Genomic DNA, 19,078 nt, shown 5'->3' on the forward strand with positions numbered 1-19,078 from the left:
CTTCTGGTCGCCCGCGCCGCGTCGTTTCCCCCGACCGCGGACCATCGAGGAGCATCATGCAGGACGCACTGCGCATCACCGCGAGCGCCGTGGATCCGGGGCTGCTCGGTCTGCCGTGGTCGACGACGTTGGCGAAGTGGCCGTCCGAGCACATCGTCTCGCTCCCCAAGGGCCTCTCCCGGCACCTGGTGCGCTTCGCCGACCTCTCCGGACGCGTCGTCGCCGTCAAGGAGACGACGGCCGAGATGGCCCGCCGCGAGTACGAGATGCTCGGCAGCCTCGCCAGGCTCGATGTTCCGTGCGTGGCCAGGGTGGCGGTCATCGACGGCAGGACGGATGCCGACGGCGAAGCCCTTCCGGCGGCTCTCGTCACGTCGCACCTGCGCTTCTCGATGCCGTACCGCGCCCTGTTCACGCGGGTGCTCCGACCGGACACCGCCACCCGCCTCGTCGACGCGCTGGCGCTGCTGCTGGTCCGGCTGCACAACGTCGGCTTCTACTGGGGCGACGTCTCGCTGTCGAACACCCTGTTCCGCCGAGATGCCGGAGCCTTCGCCGCCTACCTCGTCGACGCCGAGACCGGCGAACTGCACGAAGAGGGCCTCACCGACGGTCAGCGGGCGTACGACCTCGATCTCGCCCGCACGAACATCGCCGGTGAGATCATGGATCTGGCAGCCGGCGGACGCCTCGAACACGGTGTGGATGCCGTGGCGATCGCCGACGGCATCGTCTCGTCCTATCGCGCACTGTGGGATGCCCTCACCGCTCACGAGTCCTTCTCGGCGAACGAGACCTGGCGCATCACCGAACGCGTCGAGAGCCTGAACGCCCTCGGCTTCGACATCGACGAGATGTCGATGTCGACCACTGCGGACGGCACGCTGGTCGAGATCCAGCCCAAGGTCGTGGATGCCGGGCACCACCAGCGCCGCCTCATCCGGCTGACCGGTCTCGACGTCGAGGAGAATCAGGCGAGACGTCTGCTGAACGACCTGGACGAGTTCCGCGCACGGTCGAAGAAGAATTGGGCCGATGAGGAAATGTACGCGCACGAGTGGCTCACGCGCGTGTTCGAACCGGTCGTGCGGGCGATCCCCTACGACCTGCGCGCGAAGCTCGAGCCCGCGGAGGTGTTCCATCAGGTGCTCGAACACCGCTGGTATCTGTCGCAGGCGCAGGGACGATCAGTGCCTCTGGCCGAGGTGCTGACGAGCTACATCAACGAGGTGCTGCGCCACCGGCGCGACGAGGCCACCATCATGGGTCCGCCCACCGAGACGACGGCGATCCCCGTCATCACCGACGCGGTCCCGGTGTCGGACGACACCGCCGCGATCGACTGGCGCGACCTCGTCTGAGGGCTCACGCGCCCGGAGGCTCGAGACAGCGCGAAGCGATGTCTTGAGTGGGCGTGGGGACTAGTAACCGACGGTGAACCGTTCGCGGTGGTGGTTCCCCTGCTCGATCTCGTCGACCACGGCGATCGCGAAATCCGCACCTGAGATGAACGACTTCCCCTCGGCGTCGCGCACGAGGACGTCGCCGCCATCGCGGTAGTGACCGGTCCGCTCCCCCTCGGCCCACGGTCCGAACACCTCGGCGGGGTGGACGAAGAACCAGTCGAGACCGGCATCCGAGTCCTCCAGCAGCGCGAGCGAGTCGATGCCGACCTGCGCCTCGTGCTTGTACTCCTCGGGGAAGTCCTGATCGAACAGACGGGGGCCACCCGGTGCCACCAGGCTGCCGCCAGCGCCGCCGATGACGCCGAGGCGCGTGGACGTTCCGCTGAGCTTCGCGATGAGTCCGCGCAGCGCGCCGAGCACACCATCCGTCATATCGCCGCGGGGTGCGAGGGCGGACACCACGGCATCCGCACCGTCGAAGACGTGGCCGAGGGACTCGATGTCGAGGACCGAGCCCTGGACGGCCAGCGCCCCATCGACCGGATTCGCAGGCTTCGAGCGCGAGACCGAGATGACTTCGTGTCCGCGGCTCACCGCCTCCTGGACGATGTGGCGTCCGGCGTAGCCGGTTCCTCCGATGACGACGATGCGAGCCATGTGCTTCCCCTCTGCTACTTCAGCGCGTTTCGGACGGTGGAGACCTGGTACAGGGCGACGGAGGTCGCGATGCCGGCGTTCAGCGATTCCGTGGCGGTCGAGATCGGGATCGACACGATCTGGTCGCAGGTCTCGGTGACCAGGCGCGACAGCCCCTTGCCCTCCGAGCCGACGACGATGACGACCGGACGGTCGGCGAGCTCGAGCTGCGGCAGCGAGACGTCGCCGTCGCCGTCGAGACCGAGGACGAACACGCCCTGCTTCTTGAACTCCTTGAGCTGCGTCGTGAGGTTCGTGGCCAGCGCGACGGGGATGCGCGCCGCGGCTCCGGCGCTCGTCTTCCACGCCGCCGAGTTGACGCCGGCCGAGCGGCGCTGCGGCAGGATGATGCCGTGTCCGCCGAACGCCGCGGTCGAACGGATGATCGCCCCGAGGTTGCGCGGATCGGTCACGCCGTCCAGCGCCACGAACAGGGGGACCTCGTCGCGGGCGATGACCTGCTCGAGCAGGTCCTGCGGGTGCGCGTACTCGTACGGCGGCACCTTGAGCGCGACGCCCTGGTGCACGCCGTCGAAGCCGGCCATGCGGTCCAGCTCCTGACGGGTCACCTCGAGCATCGGGATGTCGCGGTTCTTCGCGAGGGAGAGCATCTCCTTGACGCGGTCGTCCATCTCGACGCGCTGCGCGATGTACAGCGCGGTCGCGGGGATCTTCGTGCGCAGCGCCTCGAGCACGGAGTTGCGCCCGGTGACCGTCTCGGTGTCGGCGGTGTTGTCCTTCGACCGGGCCGAACGGTTCGGGTTGCCGCCCGAGGTCTGGCGCTTGCCGGCGACGCCAGGGCGGCCCTTTCCGCCCGACGCCGCGTAGCGCTCCGCCGCGGCCTTGCGCTTGCCGGCCACATGCCAGGCGCGATCCTCCGCCTTCGGCGTCGGCCCCCGGCCCTCCAGGGCCTTGCGGCCGAGGCCTCCTGTGCCCTTGGTCGGGCCCTTCTTCTTGCCCTTGCCCGCTGAGGGGTTGCCTGGCTTAGCCATCGATACTCCAATGTGTTCCGTCCGGAGTGTCCTCCAGAGTGATGCCTGCGGCCGCGATCGCATCGCGGATGCGATCCGCTGCGGCCCAATCCTTGTCCGCGCGCGCCTGCGCACGCTGGTCGATCATCGTGCGCACGAGAGCGTCCAGGGCGGATGCCTCGGCACCCGCGCCCTTCGTCTGCTGCGGCGCACGCGGGTCGATGCCGAGCACGTTCGTCATGGCGCCGACCTCGTGCCATGCGATTTCCGCCCCGGCGTGATCGTCGGAGTCCAGCGCCGTGTTCCCACGCCGCACCGACTCGTGCAGCACGGCGAGCGCCTGCGGGACGTTCAGATCGTCGTTCATCGCGAGTTCGAACGACCGGGGCACGCGACCGAATGCATCCGACGCGGCATCCAGAGCTGCGGCGTCGGAGGAGACCGTCGCGTGCGGCGTCTCGGTCATCGCACCGCCGTTCCCTCGACGCACCTCGTTCTCAGCGAAGGTCCGTTCGCCGCGCTTCAGGAACGAGCGGATCCGGCCGAGCGCGGTCTCGGCCTCAGCGTACGAGGCCGGTGTCAGGTCCAGGCTCGAGCGGTAGTGCGCGGCGGCGAGCGCGTATCGCACCACCATAGGGTCGTCCTCGTGCGCCTTGAGGATGTCGGCGGCGAGCGTGAAGTTGCCCAGCGACTTCGACATCTTCTGCCCGTTCACGGTCACCAGGCCGTTGTGCACCCAGTACCGGGCGAAGCCGTCCCCGGCCGCGGTCGACTGCGCGAGCTCGTTCTCGTGATGCGGGAAGCGCAGATCGAGCCCGCCGCCGTGGATGTCGAACTCCGGGCCGAGGTAGCGCTTCGACATGGCCGAGCACTCGATGTGCCAGCCGGGGCGTCCGCCACCCCAGGGCGACTGCCACACGGCATCCGTCGGCTCATCCGGCTTGGCACCCTTCCAGAGGGCGAAGTCCTGCGGGTTGCGCTTGCCGCGGGGGTCCGCGTCCTCCGCGGCCTCCATCGCGTCGATGGACTGCCGCGTCAGAGCCCCGTACTGCGTCCAGGAGCGCACGTCGAAGTACACGTCGCCGGATCCGTCCGGGGCTGCGTACGCGTGACCGCGCTCGATGAGCGTCTGGATCAGCTCCTGCATCTGCGGGATCGAGCCGGTAGCGCGCGGCTCGTATGTCGGCGGCAGGATGCCGATGCCGGCGTACGCCGCCGCGAACTCCTGCTCCATGCGGTACGCCAGCGCCCACCACGGTTCGGCGTCCGTGCCGTTCGCGAGGACCTTGTCATCGATGTCGGTGACATTGCGCACGACGGTGACGCGTCCGTAGCGGAGCTCCAGCCAGCGCCGCAGGATGTCGTAGCTCAGTGCACTGCGCACATGACCGATGTGCGGACCGGACTGCACCGTGGGTCCGCACACGTACATCGTGATGTTCTCGGGATCGAGAGGCACGAAGTCCCGCAACTGCTGTGCGCGGGTGTCGTAGAGGCGGAGTATCACCGCACCAGCCTACCGGGGCGGTGCTGAACAGCCGCCCCTTCAGGATGCCGGGATCAGCATCGCGATCGCGGTCACGGAAATGCCCTCGCCGCGTCCGGAGAACCCGAGCCCGTCGGTGGTCGTCGCCGACACCGTCACGCGTGCTCCCCCGAGCGCGTTCGACAGCACCTGCTCGGCTTCGGGGCGACGTGTGCTGAATCGGGGCCGATTCCCCTGGAACTGCACCGCGATGTTCCCGATGCTCCAGCCCGCCTCGGTCACCAGGTCGAGGGTGCGGGCGAGGAACACCTCGGCGTGGGCTCCGGCGTACTCCGGATGCGACGTGCCGAAGTGCAGGCCGATGTCGCCGAGTCCGGCCCCGCCGAGCAGCGCGTCCACGATCGCGTGAGCCACGGCATCCCCATCGGAATGCCCGGAGAGCGCGGGCTCCCCCGGCCATTCCAATCCGGCGAGCCAGAGGTCGCCCTCGCCGCCGAACGCGTGCACATCCGTGCCGATCCCGATGACCGGAACGCCCGGAGCGGATGCCGCGGACAGCAGGTGCCGCGCCCGTTCGAGGTCGGCGGGCGTGGTGATCTTGAAGGCGCGCTCCGACCCGGCGATGTGGCGCACGTCGTGCCCGGATGCGGCGTACAGCGCCGCGTCGTCGGTGTACTCGATGCCGGAGGCAAGAGCGGTCGCGTAGGCGGCCTCGAGCGGACGTCGCGGGAATCCCTGCGGCGTCTGGGCGGCGGCGAGCTCGGATCGATCGACAGCGCCGACGACGGTCGCGCCGTCGACGCGTTTGAGTGTGTCCACGACGGGAAGGACCGGGATCACGCCGGCATCTCCCGTGACCGCTCGCACGACGGCGTCGATCTGCGTCGCCGCCGTGAGCGCCCGCGCGGCATCGTGCACGAGCACGGTGGTGACGTCGCCCCACAGCGCACCGAGTCCGGCCGCCACGGAGAGCTGGCGGGTGCTGCCTCCGGTGACAACCCTGCCGAGGTCTGCGCGATCCCCGGCCGCTGCGAGCAGCTCGGCCTCCGCCTCGCCCTCGAACCCGGCCGGAGCGACGACGATCACCTGCATCGGCGACGCCGCGAAGACGCCGTCGAGCGCGTGGCGCAGGATCGAACGCCCGTCGATGCCCACCAGGGCCTTCGGCGCGCCAGCACTCAACCGGGTGCCGGATCCCGCCGCGACGACGATGATGGCGGTATCGGGTACGGGCAGCACAGTCACGCTCTCACGTTACCGGCGTGGACGAGAAAAGGCGGATGCCGCAGCATCCGCCTTTTCCAGAAACATCCGTTCAGGAAGCGAGCACCTCGTCGAGGAGGGCACCGGCCTTGTCCTCGTCGATCTTCTCGGCGAGCGCGAGCTCGGAGATGAGGATCTGGCGAGCCTTCGCCAGCATGCGCTTCTCCCCGGCCGACAGGCCGCGGTCCTGATCGCGGCGCCAGAGATCGCGCACGACCTCGCTGACCTTGATCACATCGCCCGAAGCGAGCTTCTCGAGGTTCGCCTTGTAGCGGCGCGACCAGTTGGTCGGCTCCTCGGTGAACGGGGCGCGCAGCACCTCGAACACGTGATCGAGTCCCTCTTTGCCGATGACATCGCGGACCCCGACGAGGTCCACGTTCTCGGCGGGAACCTCGATGATGAGATCCCCCTGCGTGACGTTGAGCTTCAGATACTTCTTCGTCTCGCCCTTGATGATGCGGTCTTTGACCTCGATGATCGTCGCGGCCCCGTGGTGCGGATAGACGACGGTCTCGCCAACCTCAAAAAGCATAAAAACGTGTCCTTTCGGCAAACTCCAGGATACCACAGCGGACATGCACTAAGGTTTGCGCCGCATGGTCCCGACGCCCGCCTCGGCGTACGCATAGAATGGACGTGCATTTCCCGCCGCATCTCAGGAGGACCCGTGAAATCGCGCCTTGTTGCGTCTGTCGTTCTCAGCGCTCTCGTGCTGACGGGTGCGACGGGGTGCACCTTCATCACCCCCCAGGCGAGCACCATCGCCTACTCGGCATCCGACGGGGTGAACGTCGCCGACACGGCCGGCCCCATCGTCGTGCGCAACGCCATGGTCATCGCGGATGAGAGCGGCGAACTGGGCAACCTGGTCGCCGCGTTCGTGAACCCGTCGCAGGACGACGCGGTCGTCACCGTCGAGCTTCAGGGCCTCGAGCCGTTCGAGATCGAGGTCGCCGCGGGCGAGACCGTGAGCCTCGGCGGCAACGAGGAGCCGCTCCTGCTGGACTCCGCAGAGGCCGACGGCGATGTGTCGTTCGAACCGGGCACGACCGTCGAGATCTACTTCCAGTCCGGCGACGGCAGCGGTGCCACTGCCAACGTCCCTGTGCTGGACGGCGCGCTTCCCTACTACACCGACCTCGTCCCCGAGCCGGCGGAGGAGGAGATCGTCATCGACGATGAGGTCACCGTTCCCACCGAGACGCCGGTCCCCACGGACAAGCCGGACGCCTCGGAGTCCGAAGAGCACTGAGCCTCGGCATCCGACATCGAAGAAGGCCGGTCCCCGCGAGGGTGACCGGCCTTCTTGCTGTCCTGGCTCCTGAGCCCGTCGAGGGGTCAGCCCTCGAAGCGGTAGCCGAGGCCGCGCACCGTCACGAGCATCGCCGGCTCGGAGGGGTTCTCCTCGATGCGCGAGCGGATGCGCTTGATGTGCACGTCGAGCGTCTTGGTGTCGCCGAAGTAGTCGCTGCCCCAGACCCGATCGATCAGCTGTCCGCGCGTGAGGACGCGTCCCGAGTTGCGCATCAGCACCTCGAGAAGCTCGAATTCCTTGAGCGGCATGTTGATCTGATCGCCCGCGACCGTGACCGTGTGCCGGTCGATGTCGAGGCTGACGCGGCCGCCGTCCAGGACGCGCTCATCGAGCTCGCTCTCAGCCTGAACGACCCGCCGCAGCACTGCCCGCATGCGTGCGAGCAGTTCGCGCGAGGAGTAGGGCTTGGTGATGTAGTCGTCTGCACCGAGTTCGAGACCGACCACGATGTCCACTTCGGAGTCCTTCGCCGTCAGCATGATGATCGGTACCGCTGAAGTCGATCGGATCTGCCGGCACACCTCGGTGCCGGGCATCCCAGGAAGCATCAGGTCGAGCAGAACGATGTCGGCCCCCTGCTCACGGAACGCGTGCAGGGCACCGGGTCCGTCCTCCGCGATCTCGACCTCGTAGCCCTCGCGGCGCAGCAGGTAGGCGAGAGGATCGGCGAGGTCGGGTTCGTCTTCGACGAGAAGGATGCGGGTCATACGCTCTCTCCGGTTCGTGCGCGCGGCGCTTTCGGGGCCTTCTTCGCGCGCTTCTTCTTGGGTCTGCGGCCGGTGTCGTCCGGCTCGGGGGCATCGATCCGCGGCAGCCGGATCGTGAACGTGGATCCTCGGCCGGGACGCGACCACACGCGCACCTCGCCGCCGTGGCGATGAATCGCGTGCTTGACGATGGACAGGCCGAGGCCGGTGCCGCCGGTGCGTCGGGAGCGCGCCTCGTCGGCACGGTAGAAGCGCTCGAAGATCCGCTCCCGGTCGGATTCGGAGATGCCGATGCCCTGGTCGGACACGGCGATCTCGACGACGCCCTCGTCGGCCTTCACGCCGACGCCGACGCGCGAACCGCGCGGCGAGTACACGATCGCGTTCGCGATGAGATTGCCGACCGCTTCGATCAGGATCTGCGCATCGCCGCGCACCCAGACGTCGCGGTCGCCGCCCCTGGCGAGCTCCACACCCGCCGAGTCCGCCTGGACGGCGTGCGCCTCGACGGATGCCGCGATCACCTCATCGATCGCGACGGCGGCGACGTCGGACAGGCCGTCGGCGGCCTGCAGCCGCGACAGGCTCATGATGCGGGCGGTGAGCTGGCCGAGGCGCGTCGCCTCGGCCGAGATGCGGCTCGCGAAGATCCTGACCTGAGCCGGGTCCTCGGCCGCGGAATCGATCGCTTCCGCGAGCAGGCTCACCGCGCCGACCGGCGTCTTCAACTCGTGGCTGGTGTTCGCGACGAAGTCGCGGCGCATCCGATCCAGACGCTCCTGCTCGGTGACGTCGCGGATGACGAGCAGCGTCAGCCGCGCGCCGACGGCACTGGCTCGAGCCGACACCAATCGCGGGTCGAGGGACGTCCGGCCGCGGCTGATGCGCATGGTCTCGGTGTCCGGCGCCCCCGTCGAGCGGACCGTGCGCACCAGTTGGCGCAGCTCCTGGTTCTCCAGCGTCGCACCCTGCACGATGCCGAAGAGACCGGCGGCGTGGGATGTCGCGAGGACCAGCCCCGATGCGTCGACCACGCAGGCGGCGTCCTCCATGCTGAGCAGAACATCCGTGATCCCCGTCGGAATCGTCGTCGACGTCTCCGCCTCGGCCTGCGCGCGAGCACGATAGGCGAGGTAGATCAGACCGCAGATCCCCGCACCGATCAGCACGCCGATGGCGAGGGCGAGCAGCGCGATCTGCGGCGTGGTCATACGTCCAGCGTAGAGTGCGTTCACCACGGCTTCGGCGGGTTTCCGCGCCAGAACAGGGCCCGGCGAACTACTATTCACGTTCTGGGCACCGTTCGTTAACCTTCGACGAACACAATCGCTTCAGGCCTGCGCGAAGCGCTGCGCCCGACGATCGGCCCTACCACGCCGCTGAGACCCGAAAGGTTGCGCCGCACATGCGCGAAGTCTTCCACCAGTCCCTCGAGGACCTCCAGTCCCGCCTCGTGGAGATCGCCGATCTTGTCACGGTCTCGATCGACAAGGCCACCCGCGCCTTCGCGACCAGCGACGTCGGTCTCGCCGAAGAGGTGATCGCCGATGACGCCAAGATCGATCTGCTCGCCGTCGCCCTGGACGAGCAGGCGATCGAGATCCTCGCACGCCAGCAGCCCGTCGCCCGCGACCTTCGCATCGTCGTGACGGCGCTGCGCGTCAGCGCGTCGCTCGAGCGCATGGGCGACATGAGCGAGCACATCGCCCAGCTCGCCCGGCTGCGCTTCCCGGAGCGCGCCATCCCGAAGGGCCTCAAGGGCACCTTCACGAAGATGGGCGAACTGGACGTCGAGATCTCGCGGACGCTCAGCGAGCTGCTGCGCACTCAGGACCTCCGCTACGCCGACGCCATCCGCAACGCGGACGACGACGTCGACGAGCTGCACGCCAACGTGTTCGAGAAGGTGCTCAGCGACAACTGGAAGGGCGAGGCGCACGCGACAGTCGACGCGACGCTCGCCAGCCGCTACCACGAGCGCTTCGCCGACCACGCGGTCGCCGTCGCGAAGAAGGTCGTCTACCTCTCCACCGGCGACTGGGCCGTCCAGGAAGAGGACATCGCCCTCGCGCTCGAGGCCCAGGAAGCCGAGCAGCAGGAGCTCGGGCACGCCTGAGAGCTCCGCGGACGCGTCGAAACCTCTCCTGAACGTCGAAACCCCGTCGTATCCGCCCACGCGGATACGACGGGGTTTCGTCGATACGAGGAGGTCTCGCGGTTACTTCTTGCCCTGCGCCGCAACGGCAGCGGCGCCGGCGGCAGCAGCCTCGGGGTCGAGGTAGCGGCCGGGACCGGTCGGCACGTTGTTCTCGTCGAGCTCGTACACCAACGGGATGCCGGTGGGGATGTTCAGCTCGGCGATATCGTCGTCGCTGATGCCCTCGAGGTGCTTGACGAGGCCGCGCAGCGAGTTTCCGTGCGCGGTCACGAGCACGGTCTTGCCGGCCTCCAGATCGGGGACGATCGCGCTCTCCCAGTAGGGCAGCAGGCGGTCGATCACGAGCTTGAGCGACTCGGTGCGCGGCACCTCGCCGTCGATGTCCGCGTACCGAGGGTCGTTCACCTGGCTGAACTCGCTGGCGTCATCAAGAAGCGGCGGCGGAACGTCGAACGAGCGGCGCCACAGCTGGAACTGCTCTGGGCCGAACTGCTCGAGCGTCTCGGCCTTGTCCTTGCCCTGCAGCTCGCCGTAGTGACGCTCGTTCAGGCGCCACGAACGGGTCACGGGGATCCACAGGCGGTCGGCCGCGTCCAGCGCGATGTTCGCTGTCTGGATCGCCCGGCTCAGCAGCGAAGTGTGCAGCACGTCGGGGAGGAGACCGGCCTCGGCGAGCAGCTCGCCACCGCGGCGTGCCTCGGCCTCGCCCTGTGCGTTCAGGCGGACGTCCACCCAGCCGGTGAACAGGTTCAGTTCGTTCCATTCGCTCCGGCCGTGGCGGAGCAGGATCAGGGTGCGCGTCATGATCCCAGCTTATCGAGCGGTCCTGCCAGGATTGACCCATGGCGTCATCTCCGCTCGGCAGGCCGACGCGCGGCACCACCGGCACCAACCGACTGCGGCGCAACGATCGATGGATCGCCGCCTCGACCGCGTTCCGCTCCGGCCCGGACCCGCTGGTGGTGGATCTCGGCTACGGCGCCAGCGGCGTCACGGCGTTCGAGCTCGCCACCCGGCTGACCCGCGTGCGTCCGGATGCCGAGGTCCTCGGGCTCGAGCTGGACCCGGAGCGCGTGGCGACCGCCCGTGCGCAGCTCGCCGAGGTCCGTGCGGGCCGTACCCCGTTCGCCCCCGGCATCCGGGTGTCGTTCGAGCGGGGAGGATTCGAGGTGCCCGTACCAGGCGGACGGCGACCCGCGGTCATCCGGGCGATGAACGTGCTGCGCCAGTACGACGAGACGGATGTCGCCCAGGCCTGGCGCACGGTCACCGCGAGCCTCGCACCAGGCGGCCTGTTCGTCGAGGGCACGTGCGACGAGATCGGCCGGGTCGCGAGCTGGATCGATGTGATCGCCGATGCAGAGCCTGTGCGCTTCACGATCTCGCTGCGGCTGGCCGGACTCGAGCGGCCGAGCGTCGTCGCCGAGCGGCTGCCGAAGGCGCTCATCCATCGCAACATCCCCGGTGAACGCGTGCACGATCTGCTCGTCGACCTCGACCGGGAATGGGACAGGGCCGCCCCGCTGTCGACGTTCGGCGCCACGCAGCGCTTCATCGCCGCCGCGACCGCGCTGAAGGCGCAGGGCTGGCCGGTGCTCGGCGGCCGCAGCCGCTGGCGCCTGGGCGAGCTGACCGTGCCGTGGCCGGCCGTCGCACCCCGCTAGGAGCGGCGGGAGAGGCGGGTGAGCTTGGGGACGTCGACGGTGGCCCCTGCATCCGCAGGCACGATCACCTGCTGAGCCGCGGCGATGTCGAGGCCGTCGGCGCGCACGATCAGGTCGCCGTCCGGCGCGCGACGGGAGAGGATCGCGAGCGCGATCGGTCCGTCCTCGTGGTGACGTGCGACCGAGGTCACGCGCCCGACCTCGGCATCCCCCGCGAACACGGGAGCCCCGGGAGCGGGCAGCACGTCGTCGCTGCCGTCCAGATGCAGCGCCGCGAGTCGTCGCGGCGGGTGGCCGAGGTTGTGCACCTTCGCCACCGTCTCCTGCCCTCGGTAGCAGCCCTTGTTCAGATGCACCGCGCTGCGGATCCAGTCCGTCTCGTGCGGCAGCGAGCGCTCGTCGACCTCCGAGGCCCAGCGCGGCCGCCACGCGGCGACTCGCAGTGCTTCGGCCGCCAGCAGTCCCGCGGCTTCGACGGTGTCGGCGAGGGATGCCGCAGCATCCGCCTCCACGATGGCGACCCGCCACGCGTACCCGGCCGACGGGTGATCCGCGACATGCGCGTACTGGTGTCCGCCGGCCTGCACGTGCTCCCACGGGTCCGACCACACCAGGGCTCCGGCGAGCGCGGTCTCGGCGGCGCCGCCGGCGAAGAAGCCCAGCAGTGCTCGCTCGGGACGCGGTTCGATCGTGACCCGGGCGCGGAACACCATGCGCTTCAGCCACGACACCAGCGCGTCCGCATCGGCGGCGTCGACGATGAGCCAAGCCGACGCGCCGTCGTCGACGATGCCGGCCGCATGCTCGACGTGTCCCTGCGGGTCGAGGATCAGCAGCTCACTGCTCTCCCCCGGCGCGAGTCGCGTCGTCGCCTGCGAGGTGAACGAGTCCAGCCAGCTCAGCCGTTCGGAGCCCCCGACCTCGATGGCCGTCCGGTCGCCGAGCAGCACCACCGCATCGCCGGAGCGCAGGCGCCTCTGCTCGCGCATCGGCTCGCCGTAGTGCGCGACGACGCCGTCGTCCAGCACAGCACCGGGGAGTCCGGTGAAGCCCGTCATACCTTGGCCAGTCGTGCGGACGCGTGCGAGCCGAGTTCGGAGCCGAGCGCCGCGATGTCCCACGCCCACAGCAGGTGACCGTCGACGAGCCCGTACATGCGCGTCGCCGCCGCGTAGTCCTTGCCACCGGATCCGCGCACGATCGCATCGGTCGCGATGTCGATGCGGGGGCCGGCGATCTCGCCCAGATACAGTTCGAGCGCGCCGTCGGAGTGCGCGATCGAGACCTCGAGCGGGAATCCGCCGGACTCGGCACGCAGCAGCTCGACGTCGTCCGCCGTGCGGGCCGGTGCGTCCTCGACCGGCGGCAGCAGGGCGGGGCCGGCATCGGCGGGGCCCGCGGGTCGAGCGATTCGCCAGAATCCGGTCTCGGCGACCAGCGGAACCGATTCCTCGCCCTCGGCGCGCGCGAGCCATCCTGTTGCGGAGTAGTTCAAGTACGGGCCGCCGTCATGGCTGAAGCTCACGCGGTGCGTGAACTCGCCTTCGTAGTGGTGGTCACCGACCTGATAGTCGATGACGCCGGTGCCCTCCCAGACGCCCAGCAGCCAGGACAGCGGAACGAGATCCGCTGGCAGGTCGGTCGGAAGCTCGAGCACGATCGATCAGCGCTGGCCGCGGAAGAGGTTGCGCAGGACGACGGCGGACACGAACACGATCGCGAGACTCGCGAGGCCGAGCAGGCCGATGAAGAAGAGCTCGAGCGCGAAAAGATCCATGTCCCTACTCTATCCCGCGGTTCCGATGGCGGCGAGGCCGAACCCGACCGAGATGACGCCCATGAGCAGAAGCGCTCCCAGGATGCTGGCGGATACACGGACGATGAAGCCGTGCGTCCGTCCGTAGCCCAGCTGCATGGCGAACGCGAGGAGCACGACGCCGCCGAACGCCACCAGCAGCGCCGGCATCCGCCAGGGCTCCACGACGAAGATGCCGATCGCGACGGCCGCGACCAGCGCGACCGCCCACACGACGAGCATGCCGGTGAGAGCGTTGCGCGGGGCCAGGGCTGGTTCGGACATGGCTTCATTGTCCCCCATCGCCCCGATGCGCGTCATGCGCACCACCGGCATCGGTATCATGGGGCGCACGGCGTCGTTCGCGATCGTCGTCAAGGGCGACGGTCTTCGACGCCCGAAAGGACGTTGCGTGGCACTGCTTCTGGTTCTCACCTCCGCTCCCACTGCGGAGTCGGTTCTGCCCGCCCTCGACCTGCTCAGCCACCGGGTCAGGCAGATCCCCGCAGAGCCCGCCCAGCTGGTCTCGGCACCAGAGAGCGACATCGTCATCGTGGACGGACGCCATGATCTCGCCGGTGCCAAGTCACTGTGCAAGCTGCTGCGCACCACGGGACAGGACGCCCCGCTGCTGCTCGTCGTCACCGAGGGCGGCATGAGCGCCGTGTCCGGGGACTGGGGCATCGACGACGTCCTGCTCTCGACCGCGGGACCCGCCGAGGCCGACGCCCGCATCCGCCTCGCGATCGCCCGCAGCGAGGAGAACTCCGAGCCAGCGCGCGTGCAGGCCTCCGGCGTCACGATCGACGAGCAGTCCTATTCGGCCAAGCTGCACGGCCGCCCGCTGGATCTGACCTACAAGGAGTTCCAGCTGCTGCATTTCCTCGCCACGCACCCGTCGCGCGTGTTCACCCGCGAGCAGCTGCTCAGCGAGGTGTGGGGGTACGACTACTTCGGCGGCACCCGCACGGTCGACGTGCACGTCCGGCGCCTGCGCGCCAAACTCGGCGACGCCGAGCAGATCATCGGAACAGTCCGAAACGTCGGCTATCGCTTCAACATCTACGAGGACGACCAGCTCGCCGGGGCGCGCTGACGCGGCACTGTTCACACGCGCGTCACCTGGCGATGCTTAGATGATTCCCATGATGGATCCCTCTCTCGCCGACGCCGGACTCGGAGACGCCGAGGACGACGATTTCGACGCACTCGGTTTCGAGGACGCGCAGCTTCCCGACCACCGCTACCTCGATCGGGAGCTCAGCTGGCTCGCGTTCAATCAGCGCGTGCTCGAGCTGGCGGAGGATCCGACGCTGCCCGAACTCGAGCGGGCCAACTTCCTCGCGATCTTCGCCAGCAACCTCGATGAGTTCTTCATGGTCCGCGTCGCGGGACTCAAGCGGCGCATCCTCACCGGCCTCGCCGTGCCGACCAACGTCGGCCGTGCGCCTACCGATGTCCTGTCCGACATCTCCCGCGAAGCCCAGGCCCTGCAGCTGCGGCACGCCGCGGTGTGGACCGATTCGGTACGTCCGGCGCTGGCGGATGCCGGGATCGAGATCTCGGAGTGGAGCGAACTCACCGAGGGCGAACGCGAAGCGCTGGGCGAGTACTTCCAGGCTCAGGTGTTCCCCGTGCTCATGCCGCTCGCGGTCGACCCAGCGCATCCCTTCCCGTACATCTCCGGCCTGTCGCTGAACCTCGCGATCCGCATCCGCAACGCCCGCACGGGGCGGCAGGAGTTCGCGCGCCTCAAGGTGCCGCCCATGCTCCCCCGCTTCGTCGAGGTCCCGGGCGCCAGTGAGATCAAGCGGTTCCTGCGGCTCGAGGAGCTCATCGCGAACCATCTCGGCGACCTGTTCCCCGGCATGGAGGTGCTCGACCACCACGCGTTCCGCCTCACGCGCAACGAGGACGTCGAGATCGAGGAGGACGAGAGCGAGAACCTCATCCAGGCGCTCGAAGCCGAGCTGCTGCGGCGGCGCTTCGGCCCGCCCATCCGCCTGGAGATCACGGACGACATGGATGACGTGACGCTCGATCTGCTGGTGACGGAACTCGACATCACCGACCAGGAGGTCTACCGCCTCCCCGGGCCGCTCGACCTGCGCGGCCTGTTCGACCTGAGCCGCATCCAGCGCCCCGACCTGCGCTACCCACCGCATCTGCCGACGACCGCGCTGGCCTTCCAGCCGGGCGACAACAACGAGCGCAGGGACATCTTCACCAGCATCCGCAAGCGCGACGTGCTCGTGCACCACCCGTACGAATCCTTCGCGACCAGCGTGCAGGCGTTCCTCGAGCAGGCCGCGCGCGACCCGCATGTGCTCGCCATCAAGCAGACCCTGTACCGCACCTCCGGCGACAGCCCAGTCGTGCAGGCGCTCATCGACGCCGCCGAGGCGGGCAAACAGGTCCTCGCCCTGGTCGAGGTCAAGGCGCGTTTCGACGAGGCCAACAACATCGTCTGGGCACGCAAGCTCGAAAAGGCCGGCGTGCACGTCGTGTACGGCCTGGTCGGCTTGAAGACGCACTGCAAGCTCGCCCTCGTCATCCGCGAGGAAGAGGGGATGCTGAGGCACTACTCGCACGTCGGGACCGGAAACTACAACCCGAAGACCAGCCGCATCTACGAGGACTTCGGGCTGTTCACCGCCGATCCGCAGGTCGGCAAGGACCTCACGCGACTGTTCAACGAGCTCAGCGGCTACGCGATCGAGAAGAAGTTCAAGCGCCTGCTCGTCGCCCCGCTGCACCTGCGCAAGGGCCTGCTGCGCCAGATCGACCACGAACGGCAGAACGCGCTGGACGGCAAACCGGCGCACATCCGGATCAAGGTCAACTCGATGGTCGACGAGGAGATCATCGACGCGCTGTACCGCGCCAGCGCAGCCGGGGTGAAGGTCGATGTCTGGGTGCGCGGCATCTGCAGCCTGCGGACGGACCTGCCGGGTGTCACCGACAACATCACGGTCCGCAGCATCCTCGGCCGCTACCTGGAGCACTCGCGCATCTTCGCGTTCCACAACGCCGGCGAGCCGCAGGTGCACATCGGCAGCGCCGACATGATGCACCGCAACCTCGACCGCCGTGTCGAGGCGCTGGTCCGTGTCGTCGACCCCGACCACGTCACCGAACTGCTCACGCTGTTCGACGCGGCGATGGACGATGGGACGAACTCCTGGCATCTCGGCGAGGGCGGCGAGTGGGTGCGCCACACCGTGGATGCGGACGGCAAGCCGCTCATCGACCTGCAGGATAGGACCATGAACCAGATCCGCAGGCGGCGTCGGAGCCGTTCGGTGCGATGAGCCTCGGGCAGACGCAGCACGGCACGCCGGTCGAGGTGGTGCGCGACGACAAGGCCGTGTACGCGGCAGGGGCCGTCGTATGGCGCCTGGTCGACGGCAAGCTGCGCATCCTGCTGATCCACCGGACCAAGTACCGGGACGTCACGCTGCCCAAGGGCAAAGTCGATCCGGGCGAGATGCTCGCCGAGACCGCCGTCCGGGAGGTGCATGAGGAGACCGGCATCCGGGTCGCGCTCGGAGTGCCCGTGGGAGTGAGCCGTTATTTCATGCGGCCGAAGCGGCAGAAGGTCGTGCACTACTGGGCCGCTGAGGCGACGGAGGATGCGATCCGGCGCTCGACATTCGTGCCGAACGGCGAGATCGCGGCGATCGAGTGGGTGAGCCTGAAGAAGGCCCGCGCCCAGCTGAGCTATCCCGTGGACACCGAGATCCTCGACGGGTTCGAGAAGCTCGTCGACGACGGCGTGCTGCACACGTTCCCCGTGATCGCGCTGCGCCACGCGAAGGCCGTGTCCCGCTCGGAATGGGACGGCCCCGATGCCGGACGCCCGCTCACCGAACGCGGCAAGCGGCAAGCGAAGGCGATCGTCGCACCGCTGCGCGCCTTCGGGGTGCGAAAGATCGTCACGAGCGACGCCGTGCGCTGCGTGCAGACCGTCGCGCCCCTCGCGAAGGCGCTCGAGCGCACACCGGTCGAGACCCCTCGCCTGAGCCAGGATGCCTGGGAGGACGGCTTCTCCGACGTCCGCGCCGTGATCGGCAAGCGGGTGCGTGCGCGCAAGCCCGCCGTCGTCTGCAGCCACGGACCGGTGCTGCCGGATGTCCTCACCGAGATCGCGCTCGCCACCGGAACGCTGCGCGGCTCGTACGTGTCCAGCGCGTCGGCGCTCGACGTCGCAGCCTTCTCCGTCGTGCATCTGTCCGCGACGAACCCCGGATCGGGCATCATCGCGATCGAGACGCACGTTCCGAACCTCTGACGGCGCCTGATCGCGACCCCAGAGGGTTGCCGCTCGTTCACCTCTCGTTTACCTGCACGGGAGAGTCTCGTTAACCGTCACCCCTAGCGTCACTGTGTGCCCTGCACCGGGCCCCACCCATCAACGATCGAAGGATCCACAGTGAAGATCTCCCGAATCGCACGTATCGGCGCCATCGGCGCCGTCGCCGCTCTGGCGCTCGCCGGCTGCGCCGCGAACGAGGCGCCCGCCGGCGGCTCGTCCGAGGCTCCCTCCGAGTCGACGCTCGCCGGAACGGTCGAGGCCACCGGCGCTTCGTCGCAGGAAGCAGCCCAGCAGTCCTGGGTCGCCGCGTTCCAGACCGCGAACCCGGACACGACCATCAACTACACGGCCACGGGCTCGGGCACGGGACGTGAGAACTTCATCGCCGGTTCGTCGAACTTCATCGGTTCCGACCGCGCGTTCAACGCCGAGGAGATCGCCGCCGGCGGCTTCGGCTCGTGCGCCTCCGACGACATCGTCGAGGTCCCGGTCTACATCTCGCCGGTCGCCGTCGCCTTCAACCTCGAGGGCGTCGACCAGCTCAACCTCGACGGCGAGACGATCGCGAAGATCTTCTCCGGCGGGATCACCAAGTGGAACGACGCCGCGATCGCCGACCAGAACCCGGACGCCACGCTGCCGGACCAGGCGATCATCCCGGTGCACCGCGCCGACGCCTCAGGCACGCAGGAGACGTTCACCACGTACCTGAACGCCGTGGCTCCTGATGTCTGGACCTACGAGCCCAGCGACGAGTGGCCGCTCGCCACCGGTGAGGCCGCCGACGGCACCTCCGGTGTGGTCAGCGCGATCACCAGCGGCGCCGGTTACATCGGCTTCGCGGACGCCTCGCAGGCCGCCGACCTCGGCCAGGTCGCGATCGAGGTCGAGGGCGAGTACGTGCCGTACTCGGCCGAAGCCGCCTCCGCGCTCGTCGCCGCCTCGCCTCTCGAGGAGGGCCGCTCGGCTCACGACCTCGCGTTCGCCGTCGACCCGGCTGCCGCTCCCGCCGGCTCCTACCCGATCGCTCTGGTCTCGTACCTCATCGGCTGCGTCGAGTACGAGGATGCCGAGACGGCCGGTCTGGTCAAGGCGTACTTCGAGTACGTCGCTTCGGCCGACGGCCAGGATGTCGCGGCTGAGGCCGCGGGAAGCGCGCCGATCTCGGACGAACTGCGTGAGCAGGTCGTCGCCGCGATCGACGCCATCGTCACCGAGTGACGGGCGTCTCAGCACCGCGCTGAGACTCTCGCCGCCGTCGCCCTCGCGGCGCAGGTCCACTGAACGGCCAGCGCCGCG

At 68.9% G+C, this 19,078-nt stretch carries 19 protein-coding genes; 8 read left to right on the plus strand and 11 right to left on the minus strand.

Translation table 11 applies throughout. The features are described from left to right. The first annotated feature begins 56 nt into the window (after nt 1-56). Nucleotides 57-1,361 (plus strand): DUF4032 domain-containing protein, encoded by a 1,305-nt coding sequence (locus tag M2317_RS03665; protein WP_429457396.1) that lies wholly within the window; start codon nt 57-59, stop codon nt 1,359-1,361. A 60-nt stretch (nt 1,362-1,421) separates the two neighbouring features. Here the strand turns inward: M2317_RS03665 and M2317_RS03670 are convergent, their stop codons facing one another. The 5 genes from M2317_RS03670 to M2317_RS03690 form a co-directional block, all read right to left on the minus strand. Continuing rightward, on the minus strand, nt 1,422-2,063 hold the full coding sequence (locus tag M2317_RS03670; protein WP_429457398.1) for an NAD(P)-dependent oxidoreductase: 642 nt from the start codon (nt 2,061-2,063) through the stop codon (nt 1,422-1,424). A gap of 14 nt (nt 2,064-2,077) precedes the next feature. Continuing rightward, a complete protein-coding gene (rlmB, locus tag M2317_RS03675; protein ID WP_429457400.1) occupies nt 2,078-3,094 on the minus strand; it encodes a 23S rRNA (guanosine(2251)-2'-O)-methyltransferase RlmB in 1,017 nt (338 codons plus the stop codon). Then, complete coding sequence (cysS, locus tag M2317_RS03680; protein WP_429457402.1) at nt 3,087-4,580, minus strand: cysteine--tRNA ligase; 1,494 nt, start codon at nt 4,578-4,580, stop codon at nt 3,087-3,089. Before cysS ends, rlmB begins: the two co-directional genes overlap by 8 nt. A 39-nt stretch (nt 4,581-4,619) precedes the next feature. After that, entirely contained in the window at nt 4,620-5,804 is a 1,185-nt protein-coding gene (ispD, locus tag M2317_RS03685; RefSeq protein WP_429457404.1) for a 2-C-methyl-D-erythritol 4-phosphate cytidylyltransferase, read from the minus strand. 70 nt (nt 5,805-5,874) lie between these two features. Next, the gene (locus tag M2317_RS03690; protein ID WP_264157127.1) at nt 5,875-6,357 is read right to left on the minus strand and encodes a CarD family transcriptional regulator; all 483 of its coding nucleotides are present in this window, start codon (nt 6,355-6,357) and stop codon (nt 5,875-5,877) included. Between the two features lie 135 nt (nt 6,358-6,492). On the opposite strand from M2317_RS03690, the gene M2317_RS03695 reads away from it, so the two are divergent. After that, nucleotides 6,493-7,077: a DNA modification methylase gene (locus M2317_RS03695; RefSeq protein WP_429457406.1), complete on the plus strand. Its 585-nt coding sequence runs from the start codon at nt 6,493-6,495 to the stop codon at nt 7,075-7,077. A gap of 86 nt (nt 7,078-7,163) precedes the next feature. Here the strand turns inward: M2317_RS03695 and M2317_RS03700 are convergent, their stop codons facing one another. Together M2317_RS03700 and M2317_RS03705 are read right to left on the minus strand one after the other, a co-directional pair. After that, entirely contained in the window at nt 7,164-7,847 is a 684-nt protein-coding gene (locus M2317_RS03700; RefSeq protein WP_429457408.1) for a response regulator, read from the minus strand. Next, complete coding sequence (locus tag M2317_RS03705; RefSeq protein WP_429457410.1) at nt 7,844-9,058, minus strand: sensor histidine kinase; 1,215 nt, start codon at nt 9,056-9,058, stop codon at nt 7,844-7,846. Before M2317_RS03705 ends, M2317_RS03700 begins: the two co-directional genes overlap by 4 nt. A 194-nt stretch (nt 9,059-9,252) precedes the next feature. Here M2317_RS03705 and phoU point away from each other — a divergent pair, with 194 nt between their 5' ends. Then, the gene (phoU, locus tag M2317_RS03710; protein ID WP_429457412.1) at nt 9,253-9,963 is read left to right on the plus strand and encodes a phosphate signaling complex protein PhoU; all 711 of its coding nucleotides are present in this window, start codon (nt 9,253-9,255) and stop codon (nt 9,961-9,963) included. Between the two features lie 102 nt (nt 9,964-10,065). Here the strand turns inward: phoU and M2317_RS03715 are convergent, their stop codons facing one another. Beyond that, nucleotides 10,066-10,809 carry a phosphoglyceromutase gene (locus tag M2317_RS03715; RefSeq protein WP_429457414.1) on the minus strand — a complete coding sequence of 248 codons (744 nt, stop codon included), beginning with the start codon at nt 10,807-10,809 and terminating at the stop codon, nt 10,066-10,068. Between the two features lie 38 nt (nt 10,810-10,847). Between M2317_RS03715 and M2317_RS03720 the strand changes: the two genes are divergently transcribed. Then, nucleotides 10,848-11,669 (plus strand): class I SAM-dependent methyltransferase, encoded by an 822-nt coding sequence (locus M2317_RS03720; RefSeq protein WP_429457415.1) that lies wholly within the window; start codon nt 10,848-10,850, stop codon nt 11,667-11,669. On the opposite strand, the gene M2317_RS03725 is transcribed toward M2317_RS03720, so the two are convergent. The 3 genes from M2317_RS03725 to M2317_RS03735 all read right to left on the minus strand — a co-directional run bounded on the left by M2317_RS03725 (nt 11,666) and on the right by M2317_RS03735 (nt 13,749). Beyond that, nucleotides 11,666-12,727 (minus strand): YgfZ/GcvT domain-containing protein, encoded by a 1,062-nt coding sequence (locus tag M2317_RS03725; protein ID WP_429457417.1) that lies wholly within the window; start codon nt 12,725-12,727, stop codon nt 11,666-11,668. The genes M2317_RS03720 and M2317_RS03725 overlap by 4 nt on opposite strands. Then, entirely contained in the window at nt 12,724-13,326 is a 603-nt protein-coding gene (locus tag M2317_RS03730; protein ID WP_429457418.1) for an FABP family protein, read from the minus strand. Before M2317_RS03730 ends, M2317_RS03725 begins: the two co-directional genes overlap by 4 nt. 129 nt (nt 13,327-13,455) lie before the next feature. Further along, a complete protein-coding gene (locus tag M2317_RS03735; protein ID WP_429457420.1) occupies nt 13,456-13,749 on the minus strand; it encodes a hypothetical protein in 294 nt (97 codons plus the stop codon). A gap of 127 nt (nt 13,750-13,876) precedes the next feature. Between M2317_RS03735 and M2317_RS03740 the strand changes: the two genes are divergently transcribed. From M2317_RS03740 to M2317_RS03755, 4 genes are all read left to right on the plus strand, one after another. After that, a complete protein-coding gene (locus M2317_RS03740; RefSeq protein WP_429457660.1) occupies nt 13,877-14,560 on the plus strand; it encodes a winged helix-turn-helix transcriptional regulator in 684 nt (227 codons plus the stop codon). A gap of 49 nt (nt 14,561-14,609) precedes the next feature. Then, nucleotides 14,610-16,775 carry an RNA degradosome polyphosphate kinase gene (locus tag M2317_RS03745; protein WP_429457422.1) on the plus strand — a complete coding sequence of 722 codons (2,166 nt, stop codon included), beginning with the start codon at nt 14,610-14,612 and terminating at the stop codon, nt 16,773-16,775. Further along, nucleotides 16,772-17,755, plus strand: a complete 984-nt coding sequence (locus tag M2317_RS03750) for an NUDIX hydrolase (RefSeq protein WP_429457423.1) — start codon at nt 16,772-16,774, stop codon at nt 17,753-17,755. The genes M2317_RS03745 and M2317_RS03750 overlap by 4 nt, the downstream gene beginning before the upstream one ends. A gap of 141 nt (nt 17,756-17,896) precedes the next feature. Then, complete coding sequence (locus M2317_RS03755; protein ID WP_429457425.1) at nt 17,897-19,000, plus strand: phosphate ABC transporter substrate-binding protein PstS; 1,104 nt, start codon at nt 17,897-17,899, stop codon at nt 18,998-19,000. Nucleotides 19,001-19,078: the final 78 nt, after the last annotated feature.

Source organism: Microbacterium sp. ZKA21 (assembly GCF_050434165.1).
Taxonomy (GTDB): Bacteria; Actinomycetota; Actinomycetes; order Actinomycetales; family Microbacteriaceae; genus Microbacterium.

What these genes read in the sequence shown, in the direction of transcription:
- M2317_RS03700 (WP_429457408.1), bottom strand. Translation starts at nt 7,847, where the DNA reads ATGACCCGCATCCTTCTCGTCGAAGACGAACCCGACCTCGCCGATCCT.
- M2317_RS03715 (WP_429457414.1), bottom strand. Translation starts at nt 10,809, where the DNA reads ATGACGCGCACCCTGATCCTGCTCCGCCACGGCCGGAGCGAATGGAAC.
- M2317_RS03720 (WP_429457415.1), top strand. Translation starts at nt 10,848, where the DNA reads ATGGCGTCATCTCCGCTCGGCAGGCCGACGCGCGGCACCACCGGCACC.
- M2317_RS03705 (WP_429457410.1), bottom strand. Translation starts at nt 9,058, where the DNA reads ATGACCACGCCGCAGATCGCGCTGCTCGCCCTCGCCATCGGCGTGCTG.
- phoU (WP_429457412.1), top strand. Translation starts at nt 9,253, where the DNA reads ATGCGCGAAGTCTTCCACCAGTCCCTCGAGGACCTCCAGTCCCGCCTC.
- M2317_RS03665 (WP_429457396.1), top strand. Translation starts at nt 57, where the DNA reads ATGCAGGACGCACTGCGCATCACCGCGAGCGCCGTGGATCCGGGGCTG.
- M2317_RS03690 (WP_264157127.1), bottom strand. Translation starts at nt 6,357, where the DNA reads ATGCTTTTTGAGGTTGGCGAGACCGTCGTCTATCCGCACCACGGGGCC.
- M2317_RS03745 (WP_429457422.1), top strand. Translation starts at nt 14,610, where the DNA reads ATGATGGATCCCTCTCTCGCCGACGCCGGACTCGGAGACGCCGAGGAC.
- M2317_RS03735 (WP_429457420.1), bottom strand. Translation starts at nt 13,749, where the DNA reads ATGTCCGAACCAGCCCTGGCCCCGCGCAACGCTCTCACCGGCATGCTC.
- rlmB (WP_429457400.1), bottom strand. Translation starts at nt 3,094, where the DNA reads ATGGCTAAGCCAGGCAACCCCTCAGCGGGCAAGGGCAAGAAGAAGGGC.
- M2317_RS03670 (WP_429457398.1), bottom strand. Translation starts at nt 2,063, where the DNA reads ATGGCTCGCATCGTCGTCATCGGAGGAACCGGCTACGCCGGACGCCAC.
- M2317_RS03750 (WP_429457423.1), top strand. Translation starts at nt 16,772, where the DNA reads ATGAGCCTCGGGCAGACGCAGCACGGCACGCCGGTCGAGGTGGTGCGC.
- M2317_RS03725 (WP_429457417.1), bottom strand. Translation starts at nt 12,727, where the DNA reads ATGACGGGCTTCACCGGACTCCCCGGTGCTGTGCTGGACGACGGCGTC.